The organism is Pedobacter sp. 22163, assembly GCF_052045595.1.
In the GTDB taxonomy this organism is placed as follows: domain Bacteria; phylum Bacteroidota; class Bacteroidia; order Sphingobacteriales; family Sphingobacteriaceae; genus Pedobacter.
The window spans coordinates 145,074-157,422 of record NZ_JBQEPM010000006.1 but is presented as its reverse complement, the minus strand read 5'-3'; the positions used below and the strand labels follow the sequence as shown (position 1 = coordinate 157,422).

9 protein-coding genes are annotated in these 12,349 nt (G+C 38.7%); 1 reads left to right on the top strand and 8 read right to left on the bottom strand.

What is annotated here, in order from left to right:
* Positions 1–14: 14 nt before the first annotated feature.
* From ACTJKN_RS16740 to ACTJKN_RS16705, 8 genes are all read right to left on the bottom strand, one after another.
* On the bottom strand, positions 15–1,247 hold the full coding sequence (locus ACTJKN_RS16740) for a cytochrome c oxidase subunit II (RefSeq protein WP_440826769.1): 1,233 nt from the start codon (positions 1,245–1,247) through the stop codon (positions 15–17).
* A 69-nt stretch (positions 1,248–1,316) separates the two neighbouring features.
* The gene (locus ACTJKN_RS16735; protein ID WP_440826767.1) at positions 1,317–2,540 is read right to left on the bottom strand and encodes a quinol:cytochrome C oxidoreductase; all 1,224 of its coding nucleotides are present in this window, start codon (positions 2,538–2,540) and stop codon (positions 1,317–1,319) included.
* A 14-nt stretch (positions 2,541–2,554) separates the two neighbouring features.
* Positions 2,555–3,160 carry a c-type cytochrome gene (locus ACTJKN_RS16730; protein ID WP_090498417.1) on the bottom strand — a complete coding sequence of 202 codons (606 nt, stop codon included), beginning with the start codon at positions 3,158–3,160 and terminating at the stop codon, positions 2,555–2,557.
* Positions 3,132–3,668, bottom strand: a complete 537-nt coding sequence (locus ACTJKN_RS16725) for a DUF3341 domain-containing protein (RefSeq protein WP_029275887.1) — start codon at positions 3,666–3,668, stop codon at positions 3,132–3,134. Before ACTJKN_RS16725 ends, ACTJKN_RS16730 begins: the two co-directional genes overlap by 29 nt.
* Before the next feature lie 2 nt (positions 3,669–3,670).
* Positions 3,671–5,143, bottom strand: coding sequence for an NrfD/PsrC family molybdoenzyme membrane anchor subunit (nrfD, locus tag ACTJKN_RS16720; protein WP_057931705.1), 1,473 nt, complete (start codon positions 5,141–5,143; stop codon positions 3,671–3,673).
* Between the two features lie 26 nt (positions 5,144–5,169).
* Positions 5,170–8,202 (bottom strand): TAT-variant-translocated molybdopterin oxidoreductase, encoded by a 3,033-nt coding sequence (locus ACTJKN_RS16715; RefSeq protein WP_440826764.1) that lies wholly within the window; start codon positions 8,200–8,202, stop codon positions 5,170–5,172.
* 48 nt (positions 8,203–8,250) lie between these two features.
* Positions 8,251–9,546 (bottom strand): c-type cytochrome, encoded by a 1,296-nt coding sequence (locus ACTJKN_RS16710; protein WP_440826762.1) that lies wholly within the window; start codon positions 9,544–9,546, stop codon positions 8,251–8,253.
* Between the two features lie 255 nt (positions 9,547–9,801).
* Positions 9,802–10,782 carry a deoxyhypusine synthase family protein gene (locus ACTJKN_RS16705; protein ID WP_055903284.1) on the bottom strand — a complete coding sequence of 327 codons (981 nt, stop codon included), beginning with the start codon at positions 10,780–10,782 and terminating at the stop codon, positions 9,802–9,804.
* Positions 10,783–11,051: 269 nt separating this feature from the next.
* Between ACTJKN_RS16705 and ACTJKN_RS16700 the strand changes: the two genes are divergently transcribed.
* On the top strand, positions 11,052–12,182 hold the full coding sequence (locus tag ACTJKN_RS16700) for a BamA/TamA family outer membrane protein (RefSeq protein ID WP_440826759.1): 1,131 nt from the start codon (positions 11,052–11,054) through the stop codon (positions 12,180–12,182).
* Positions 12,183–12,349: the final 167 nt, after the last annotated feature.

Sequence of the window (12,349 nt, the reverse complement as noted above, 5' to 3'; positions counted from 1 at the left end):
GCTCCTGCTTAATATTATTTATTTAAAGCCATTTGGTTAGTTTTCACAGCTGCTGAATCTTTAGCTGCTGAATCTGCTACTGATTTTACAGGTGCAGGTGCCACTGGCAAATTAAATTGTTTTCTTAAATCGTCGTTTAAGTATGTTTTTTGTTCAGCTATCCAAGTTTTGTACTCCGCCTCAGAAACTACACGTACCACTTTTTGCATGTTGTAGTGACCGGCACCGCAAATTTTAGCACATAAGAAAAGGTACTTAAAGTTAGGATCGTTAGTTTCTTGCTGCATTTCTGCAGTAGTTTTTGTAGGCGTAAACTCAAATATAGTTCTCATACCTGGTACGGTATTTAACTGTACCCTGAAGTGCGGCATATAAAAACTGTGAATTACATCTTTACTGGTTAAGATCAATTTAACTGGTTTACCAACAGGAAGAACCATTTCATCAGCCATCTCATCATCACGAGAGTTGATATCTTTGAAATCGATACCCAATGTATTGGTAGCTGTAGTTAACTTGTAGTTTTTGTTACCTACTATTCCATCAGCTCCAGGATAACGGATAGACCATTTAAACTGCTCAGAAGTAACTTCTATCTGCAATGGTTTGTTATTTGGATCTTCAACTTTGAAGAAAATAGATCTCCAGGTTAAGAAACCCATTAATACCAAAACAGTTAATACTAAAGCCGGAACAATTGTCCAGATTTTTTCGATGGTATTATTGTGTGGGTAGTAGTAAGCTTTTCTTTTAGCTGAGTATTTATAGATATAAGAAAATCCGAATAATAAGATGTGCGTAACTACAAATACAATGGTGGTAATGATTAATGTTAAATTAAACATCTCATCAATTTTCTTTCCGTGCTCAGATGCTGCATCAGGAAGTAACATTGCCCCATGTACTGTATATTCCCAATATACACCATATAAACCGATAACTAAAAACAGCGCAAATAAACTTGCGTGTACCCTGTTCCAGTTAATACCAACAGGTTTACCTTGTGCTTCACGGCTTAATTCATATACTTTTATTGCTTTACCAATAATTGCAATGAATAAGCATATGGCAAGGAAAACCAGAATATAAAATATTACCGATTTATAAACCTCGCCCATATCAACTTTCGGTGCCGCGGCAGCACCTGCTGCTGCATCTTGCGCAAATACGCTAGTGTTTGCAAAAACAGTAATCAATACTGCTAAAGCTGCGGTCGTTTTATTCGTTATAAACTTTCTTAAACTCATTTTCTTAAAAGTAGTACGCTGTACTGCTAATTATAATAATAATTAAATATTTGCTTTATCTTATCACCACTACAGTTGATGATGCAAACTTTCTTGTAATAATGGGTGGTTCTTTGCAATTAACGGTTTTTTGCTTAATGATGTTAAAACCGTAAAGGTAAACAATCCTACGAAACCTATTGCAGTACCAATTTCAATGATACCAAAACCATTATGTCCTTCTTCTACCGCTCCTGGCATAATCATTTGGTAGTAATCTACCCAGTGACCTAACAATACCACAATAGCAACGAACAACAATTTCGCATCTGTTCTTTTGTTATCTCTGTCCATTAATAATAATACTGGCGCTAAGAAGTTCATGGCCAGGTTTAAGAAAAACCAGAACTTGTAATATTCAAAGCGTTTGTAGAAGTATACAGTCTCTTCAGGCATGTTTGCATAGTAAATCAATAAGAATTGAGCAAACCATACATAAGTCCAGAAGATAGAGAAACCGAAAATAAACTGACCTAAATTGTGTAAGTGGCTATTGTTAACCCATTGCATATAACCAGCTCTTCTTAATAAGATAAGAATAATGGCAATAGTAGCTAAACTGCTTACCCACATAGCGGCGAAGTTATACCAACCGAACATGGTTGAGAACCAGTGCGCCTCTAATGACATTACGGTATCGAAAGCAAAAATTGGCGTTGTAAAACCATAGATTACCAAGAAGATACAAGCATTTTTAAAGCTTTTTCTGTAAGAATTTAAGCCACCTGCTAAATCTTCGTTGTAAGAAAACTTAACAAACATGATCGAAAATATACTATAGATACCTAAGAACACCACTTGGCGGCCTAAGAAAAAAGGTACATTTAAGAACACCGACTTACCAGCGATTAATGAATCGTAGTTCGGGCTGTTTGGATCAGTTAATCCATCAGCATGCCAGTGGTGATATAAGTTATGTGTATATAAACCTGCCGAAATTACTACAACAAGTATTACAGCTGCAATAGGCAATGTTTTTGCCATAGCCTGTGGTACACGTAAAATCGACGCAGACCAACCTGCTTGAGCTACGTATTGAACAGCTAGGAAAAATGTACCCGACATACAAACGCATGCAAAGTAATATGCCATAAGCAACAGGTTAGCAAAAGTACGCTCGTGCATTATTTTATCACCAGCGAAAAAGCCATAACCAACAGCAGCAACACCTAAAATGATACCAACTATGCTTAAAGTTTTTACTTTACCTGTAAACTCAAACTGTTCACTAAAATTAATATTGTGAGTTCCCATTTATATTTGCTTTACTATTGTCCTTTTTGTAATTGTTGAACATACATCACTACTTTCCAACGATCTGTTGGTGAGATTTGCGAAGCATGCGAGCCCATGTTATTTACACCGTATGTAATGGTGTGGTAAATTTTACCTGCAGTAAGATCAACCATGTTACCACCTCTAGACGATGAGCCTGTTTGATAAGCAGGTACACCACTAAATTTCTCAATTTTAACTAAGTGTCCCTGTCCATCGCCTTTTTCTCCGTGGCAAGGGCTACAGAAAACGGTAAATAAGTGTTTACCCTGAGCTAAATTTACAGTATCTACTGGTAAAGGGTTAACCATACTCACACCTGCTGCTTCATATCCTTCTTTTGTATTAGGATACTCATCGTATTCAGTAAAACCTACTGGTTTAGTATGTGCAGGTGGCAACTGAGCTGTTTTACCATCTTTAAAATTTTTGTTTGGCTGATCTGGATTATAAGCAATCGGATCATACATGTTTCTGGCATATTCCAAGCCAGTACTGCGTTTATCTTTACAAGCAGAAAAGGTAGCTGCAAAAGCGATAGCTAAAAACGCCGTGTAAACAAATTTATTCTTATTCATAGCTAATGTACTTCCTTTCATTATACTTTATTTCTAAAGCACCTGCATCTTTTAATAATCCATCAATTACAGTATGTTCTACATTGTCTTTTGCATCAACTGCAATAACAAAACGATCATCAGTAGCACGTAAATCCATCACTCTTGGTGCTCTTCCCGGAAATAAGTGAGTAGATGCATAATAAGTTAACACCATACCGAAAGCACAGAATAATACTGTAAGCTCGAACATTATCGGAATAAAATCCGGTAATGCGAATGATGGTTTACCACCTATGTTTACTCTCCAATCGATTACCGCGCAGAAATAAATCAAAGCGAATGCACAGCAAGTACCGGTAATACCAAAGCAAAATGCTGCGATATCGATTCTAGATCTTTTAATTCCTAATTTGGCTTCTATTCCGTGTATAGGCATCGGTGTATATACATCATGAATGCTGATGTTATTCTCCTGAAGCTTTTCGATGCCGTGCATCATTTCGTCAGGATCGCCAAAGCTGCCTAAAATATATTTGATATCACTCATTGTTATATTTTTGCGTAATCTTCTTGTTTAACACTATCAAATTTTTCTAAAGACTCTACGTATTCTGCAACGTATTCTTTATTCTCATGCCCTTCTTTAATCTGTTTCATTTTGGCTTGCTCACTTGCAGTTTTCAATAATAATTTAACCTCTGCTATAGCGATTGATGGCAATACTCTTAAGAACAATAAGAATAAAGTAAAGAACAAACCAATTGAACCTACGAATACACTGATATCAACCCAGGTTGGATAGAACATTGCCCAACTTGATGGAATATAATCGCGGTGTAATGAAGTAACGATAATTACGAAACGTTCGAACCACATACCCACGTTTACTACAATTGATAAAATCCAGGTAGCTTTAATGCTTAAACGGATCTTTTTGAACCATAACAACTGTGGAGAGATTACGTTACAAGTCATCATCATCCAGTACGACCACCAGTAAGGACCGGTAGATCTGTTGATAAATGCATACTGCTCATACTCAGAACCTGAATACCAGGCGATGAAGAACTCAGTTAAATAAGCCACACCTACGATTGATCCGGTTAAGATGATGATTTTATTCATCGACTCGATGTGGAACATGGTGATATAGTTTTCTAAGCCCAATACTTTACGTGCAACCAATAATAAGGTTAATACCATCGCAAACCCTGAGAAAATCGCTCCAGCAACGAAGTATGGAGGGAAGATGGTCGTGTGCCATCCCGGAATTACCGATGTTGCAAAGTCCATTGATACAATGGTGTGTACCGAAAGTACAAGTGGTGTAGAGATACCTGCTAAGATTAACGACACCGCTTCGAAACGTTGCCATGTTTTAACACTTCCACTCCATCCAAAAGAGAAGATAGAATAGATTTTTCTACGTGTACCCACTGCACGGTCGCGGATGGTAGCAATATCTGGCAATAAACCTGTGTACCAGAATAATAATGATACAGAGAAGTAAGTCGAGATCGCAAACATATCCCACACCAGCGGTGAGTTAAAGTTTACCCAAAGTGATCCAAATTGGTTTGGTAAAGGTAAAACCCAATAAGCTAACCAAGGACGGCCCATGTGTGATACAACATAAGTTGCGGCACAGATTACGGCGAAAATAGTCATCGCCTCTGCCGAACGGTTGATGGAGTTACGCCAGTTCTGACGGAAGAGTAATAGTACTGCTGAAATTAGTGTTCCAGCGTGACCGATACCTACCCACCATACGAAACCGGTGATATCCCAAGCCCAACCAACTGTTTTATTTAAACCCCATGCACCGATACCGTTCCAGAAAGTGTAGCTTACTGCTACTACCCAAAGTAAAGCACCTAATGAGGCAACGATGAAACCAATCCACCAAGCCTTGTTCGGCTTGTTCTCTACCGGGCTTAAAATATCATCCGTAATTTTAGCATACGTGATGTTATCTCCGGTAATTAATGGTTCTCTAAGTATTGATTCGTTATGTCCTGACATAATTTGTATTTTCTTTATACTAAAGCTTACGCTTGTACTGTTGTATCTGTATTTCTAATTTTTGTCATGTATCCGATACCCGGTTTCACATTGATCTCTTCTAATACGTAGTAGATACGCTCAGAACGTAATGCTTTTGAAACCTCTGAATTTGGATCGTTTGCATCACCAAATACAATCGCATTTGCTGAACAAGCTTCCTGACAAGCCATTTTAATATCGCCATCTTTTAATGGACGTTTCTCCAGTTTAGCTTGTAATTTGCCACCTTGTATACGTTGAATACACATAGAGCATTTTTCCATTACCCCTCTCGAACGTGTAGTTACATCAGGGTTTAAAACTAATTGGGTAAACTCGTTATTTAAATAGTTATCGAAACGTGAATCGTTCCAGTAGTTAAACCAGTTGAAACGACGTACTTTATATGGACAGTTATTTGCACAGTAACGTGTACCTACGCAACGGTTATAAGCCATGTGGTTTAAACCATCACTTGAGTGTACAGTTGCCAATACCGGACAAACGGTTTCGCAAGGTGCGTGATCACAGTGTTGGCACAACATTGGTTGGTGAACCACAGAAACGTGATCTAAGTCTTCTAACTTAGCAATTTCTTTCTCTCTAGTTACATCACCGTCTTTAGTTTCGTAGCTGTAATAACGGTCGATACGGATCCAGTGCATTTCACGGCGACGGCGAACCTCATCACGGCCTACAACAGGAATGTTGTTTTCTACGTTACAAGCAACAATACAAGAACCACAACCTGTACAGGCATTCAAATCGATTGCCATCACCCAGTTGTTGCCTGGTTTTTCCCATTTATCCCAAAGATCGTAATCTTTATGCTCGCCTTTTTCGTTACCGGCTCCAGGATTTTTCAAGTACTCCTTAAAAGTAGCTTCTTTAATCACTGCACGGCCTTCGAAAGAGTGGTGAGTTTGTGTTTGAGCCAATTCGTAATAACCGCCTGTTGGGGTAATGGTTACCGAAGTAGCATATTGGAAAGTTCCATTTACAAAAGAAACAAAAGGGAAAGCATTTTTACCTACATCGTTACCCGCTTTACCAGTTTTGGTACGGCCATAACCTAATGCGATAGATGCAGTTCCTTGTGCTTGTCCTGGCTGGATCAATACCGGAAGATCTACTGAATATCCGTTGCTGGCCTTAACCGTTACAACATCAAATTCTTTAACTTTTAATTTCTCAGCAAATTTTGGTGCAAGTGCAACATAATTATCCCAGGTTACTTTAGAAACCGGATCAGGTAACTCTTGTAAGAATGCATTGTTTGCATTTTTACCATCGCGCATCGGGATGCTTTCGTAAACCTGTAATTCTACTTCTTTAGCTAAAGCTTTGCTGCTATTCGCAATTGAAGTAGCAACTTGTGCTAAAGATTGAGTGAATGAATAGGCTCCAGCAGTTTTTGCTGTTGCAGTAACCACTCCTTTGTCTAAAACTTCTTCCCATTTCAAACCAACAGCTGGTAACATTTTAGCTTCCCAGTTGCTGCGTACAAACTGATAGTAATCTTTAACAGGAGCATCAGCCCAGGTTAATAAACTTTCTTCAGCCTGGCGGCTATTGAAAACAGGATTGATTGTTGGCTGAACGATAGAATAATATCCTTCGTAAGCGTTTGCATCACCCCATGATTCTAAATAGTTATGGTTAATTGCAATGGCATCACAAGCGCTAGCAGTTTCATCAGCACGGTCAGAGAATGAAATTTTAGCAGGAACCTTAGCTAATGCATCAGTAAATGCTTTTGCATTTGCGGCATCGTAAACAGGGTTACTGTTTAAGAATAAAACAGCACCAACTTCGCCACGGTTCATTTCAGCAACTAAGCCATTAAATTCGGCATCGTTACCTGCATATAAATAACAAGGGTTATCTAAATCGATAGTAGTACCATAACTTCCGATAGCGGCGTTAATAGCATTTACTAAAATCTGAGTAGAAACATCGTTTGAACCGCAAACTACAAGGCCTTTACCTTTAGCTTGTACTAATTCTTTAGCTACCAATTTAATTACTTTATCGGCAGTGGTGTTGTTACCTAACGTTCCGCCAGGTAAAGCACTACCGGTAATTGCATTATATAAAGCAATTAAAGCAGGTCCTTCTTCCGATAATTTAACCGGAACACGGGTATCTGCATTAGTACCTGTTAAGCTCATTCCACTTTCGAACTGAATGTGGCGGCTCATTTTTTTATTTTCTAACGATTTGTAGTTACGGTTAGCAGTGTACTGAGCAGTAAACTCTTCTCCGCTAATCCAGGTACCTAAGAAATCGGCACTGAAACTTACAATTAAATCGGCCTTATCAAAGTTGTATTTCGGCAAAACTGCTTTACCGAAACTGTTTTGGTTAGCCTGAATAATACCAGTATAAGAAACCGCATCGTACTGAACCAATTTAGCAGCAGGATATTTTGCAATAAACTGCGCAATAACTGCATTAGTTGACGGGCTGTTTACAGTTGATGCTACAATACGGATTTTCTTTCCACCCGCCTGTGCTTTTGCCAACTCGCCTTTTACAAAGCTGTCGATTTTTGCCCAGGTAGTTTCTTCAACTTTTCCATCTTTTACTAAAGCTGGTGCTTTTAGTTTAGATACATCATATAAATCTAAAACCGAAGCTTGCGCTCTCGCATCTGTACCGCAGTTAAATTGACCCGCATTTGGATTTGGTTCAATTTTAATCGGGCGTCCCTCTCTCGTTTTAACTAAAATACTCTGGCCATTAAAGCTCGAAGTATAATAGTTAGGAATACCCGGAGTAACCTCTTCAGGCTTTACCAGGTAAGGAATAGATTTATGAACAGGGGCAGTTTGACAGGCTGCCAAAGTTACTGCACCTAGCCCAAAACCTAACGCCTTTAAAAAGTCGCGGCGTGGGGTAACGGTACTTAACCCTGCTTCATTTAAAACATCTTCTATTGGAAGTGGCTCGGCGAATTCGTTTTTGCTATTCTTAACAAAATCGGGTGTATTGTTATACTCCTCTAAGCCTTTCCAGTATTTTTTGTTGCTTTCCATTTAAGCTATATTACTGTTTATTCGAACGTTCTTACTAAACTCTATCTATTAATAGTGGCATTTACCACACTCTAAACCACCCAATAACGCTGGTGTAATTTTCTCGCCTTTTTTAATCTTCTCGTGCGCTTCGATAACCTTAGCGTAGAAAGCATTATTTTTCTGACCAGAAATATCTGTTTCCTTATGACAGTTAATACACCATTTCATGGTTAATGGAGAATATTGGTAAATTTCTTCCATTGTGTTAACCGGACCGTGACAAGCGAAACATACAGGTTCTGTTGGTTGTAATCCTTTTGCTTTACGGATTGCATCTTCTGCAACAACTACGTGTTGAGAGTGATTGAAGTAAGCAAAATCAGGAAGGTTGTGTACACGTACCCATTCCATTGGTTTAGCTTTACCTTCATCATATTTCTGTGTTTCAGGATCGTAACCTAAAGCATTGTAGATTTTTTTGATCTCTGGAGAAATCTCACCTTCATATTTATCTCTTGCCTGAACAGCTTTATGGCAGTTCATACAAACATTTAATGATGGAATAGTGGCATTTTTAGATTTAAATGCTCCATTGTGACAATACTGACAATCGATCTGATTGATACCAGCGTGCAACTCGTGAGAGAATTTAATTGGCTGAACTGGTTGGTAACCGGTATGAACACCAGTGTTCCACATGCCCATCCAACCGAATGAACCTAAACAGATGATTAAACACAAGATAAAGAACATTACAAATTTCTTGTTTTTGAACATCTTGCGCACACCTACCTTTAACGGCACATCTTCTTCAATCTCGATACCTTGTTTTTGTAAAATCAGGCGCTCTAACAATTTAGAAGCACGACCTAAGATTACTAAAATAACAATCGCTAATACAACGATGGCTACAATACCTGCAATTGATAAACCTGAAGTAGATTCATCTTTTACTGCAACAGCACCACCTGCAGGAGTAGCTGCTTTTGGCTCACCTTCTTTAATGTATTGTAAGATGTCTTTAACTTTTGTTTCATCCAATTCAGGAAAAGAAGTCATTGGTACTTTTCCATTCTCATTGAATAATTTAACAGCCTCTGGATTTCCAGATGCCACCAATCCCTGAGAATTAGGAATCCACTTTAAAAGGAATTCTTCTGAATGGCGATCGCTTACACCAGTTAAGGCCGGACCAACCAATTTAGCATCTAACGCATGGCACGAAGAACATTTTGCTTTGAAAAGCGTTCTTCCCTCTTTAGCATCCTGCGCATTTACGGTAGAAACCGCTATTACGGAAATTGCTGAAAATACGAATAACGACTTCCAAACGCTTTTTAAAATCATCGAGATATCTCTCATAATGAACACTTTATACTTATTTAATTTACTTTTTGTTGTGAAATTGATGCTGAACTAGGGGTAGCCCCACCAAAACTTGAACAAAAGTATAACTTATTAATAAATCCCATGACATAATAGTGACTGGAAATACAATTTATAATCATTCTAAACAAATGTCGTTTCAAGCCATTCAGGCAATAAAAATGCCCATTTTTGATATGTTATCTCCAATGGGCATACTAGAAACCAATTTGGTTTATTTATTTTTAATGATTATTGTTTTAATATCCAGGCAAACATTAACGGTGCAACAATTGTCGCATCACTTTCTACAATAAATTTTGGCGTATTGATATCCAGTTTACCCCAGGTAATCTTTTCGTTCGGTACAGCACCAGAATATGAGCCATAAGAAGTAGTCGAATCTGAAATCTGGCAGAAATAACTCCAGAAAGGAATATTTTCCATTTCCATATCCTGATAAAGCATTGGTACTACACAAATAGGGAAATCGCCGGCTATACCGCCACCAATCTGGAAGAAACCGATTCCTTTTCCTCCGCTGTTCGCAATATACCAGTCGGCCAACCAACCCATATATTCAATACCACCTTTTACAGTAGTTGCGGTAAGTTCTTTTTTCATCACATACGATGCAAAAATGTTTCCCATGGTAGAATCTTCCCATCCCGGAACTACAATCGGCAAATTCTTTTCAGCCGCAGCAAGCATCCATGAATTTTTAGGATCAATTTCATAGTATTGCTCTAAATCTCCGCTTAAAAGCATTTTATACATAAATTCATGCGGAAAATAACGCTCACCTGCAGCTTCGGCATCCATCCAGATTTTTTGAATGTGTTTCTGCAAACGGCGGAAAGCCTCTTCTTCAGGGATACAGGTATCGGTAACACGGTTGTAATGGTTTTCTAAAAGGTCCCATTCATCCTGCGGACTTAAATCGCGATAGTTTGGTACACGTTTATAATGTGAATGTGCTACCAGGTTCATAATATCTTCTTCAAGGTTTGCACCAGTACAAGAAATAATAGCCACTTTATCCTGGCGAATCATTTCTGCAAGTGAAATCCCCAATTCTGCAGTACTCATTGCACCAGCAAGTGTGATCATCATTTTACCACCTTCATCTAAATGCGTTTCGTATCCTTTAGCCGCATCCATCATTGCCGCAGCATTAAAATGGAGGTAATTACGCTCCATAAACTGAGATATTGGTCCTCTTGTATTGCTCATTTCGTTTTGTATTGTTTGCGGCAAAAATAGGTATTTAGGCCGAAAGGTTAAAACGTAAAAGCGTTTAGCGATTGGAGCATGGCGTTTGGCGCATAGCGACTAGAACACGACGTCTATTAACTGATAAAAATTAGAGCTGATCATTCCCTCGCGGTTTGTCATCCTGAGCGAAGTCGAAGGATCTTTATTTGAAAAGCAGTTTGCAGTACCAATCAACAAATGAACCATCGACTAATGAACTATAACTAAATTTCCTTTTCTTTGTGACAATGAAAAAATATTATCTAATTATTATACTTGCGCTCATTTCAGGAAGTTCGTTTGGACAGATGAAACTGATCAAAAAGATGCTCTCAAATGAAAAAGATACTACCCGTAAAGCAAGCTTTTTACCTTTGCCAGCTTTTGGCTATAGTCAGGAAACAGGCTTTGAATTTGGCGTTGGTGCCATTTATTCATTTTACATAGACCGTAAAGACACGCTGAACCGCAGTTCCAACTTTGCCTTGAACACAACCTATTCTACCAAAAAGACAGCTAATTTTATGTTGAAGGGCGATGCCTGGACGAAAGGAAATAAATATCATTTTATCGGTGATATCCGTTTCAAAAACCAGCCATTTAATTTTTATGGTATTGGCAACAATGCAATAAAGGCAAATGAAGATAAACTAGACCAACGGGTATTTAAAACGCTTTTCGATGCGGAAATGAACACTTTACCAAAAGCTTATACGGGTATTTCGCTAGGTTTTGAGAATTACCGTTTTATAGATAAGGAAATTGGCGGCATTTTCACCACCAATCCACAGATTTTGGATAAAGAGGGTGGTTCAGTAGCCTGGATCGGTGCATCGCAGAGTTACGATACGCGGAACAGCAATAATTATCCAACAAAAGGCTTTTTTGGTAGAGCAACCTATCAATACGCGCCTGATTTTTTTGGCGGAGAAAGTTTTAATGGCTCACAGATTAAACTAGATCTCCGTGGTTTCTTTAGCCTGGCACCAAAGGTAGTTTTAGGGGTACAGGGCATTTTTTATACCATTCAGAGCAAGAGCACTCCATTTTACCTGTTACAACAGTTAGGCAACGACCAGATGATGCGCGGTTACTACAGTGGCCGCTACCGCGACGAAAACCTGATGGCCGCTCAGGCCGAAATCCGCTACCGTTTTATGAACCGTTTTGGCATTGTCGCTTTTGCAGGTACTGGTAAAGTATTTGCAAACGGTGAGTTTAATGGCGATGGGCTAAAACCAAACTTTGGTGTTGGTGGGCGTTACTTTTTCGATCCCGCAAAAGGTTTGAGTGTTCGGTTAGATTATGGCATTGGCGAAAAATTGCCAAACGAAAAACGCCAGGCCGGGTTTTACATCAGTTTGGCGGAAGCGTTTTAGGGGACGGGGGATGTATAATCGGAAAGATATGACGGAGGAGGTTCGTACTATCTTCCTGTTCCTTTTGTCATCCTAAGCATAGTCGAAGTATCTTTAGCCACAGATACACACAAATCAACACAGATAGCTTATTGTCACGGAAATGAAGAGATACTTTACTAGTTATC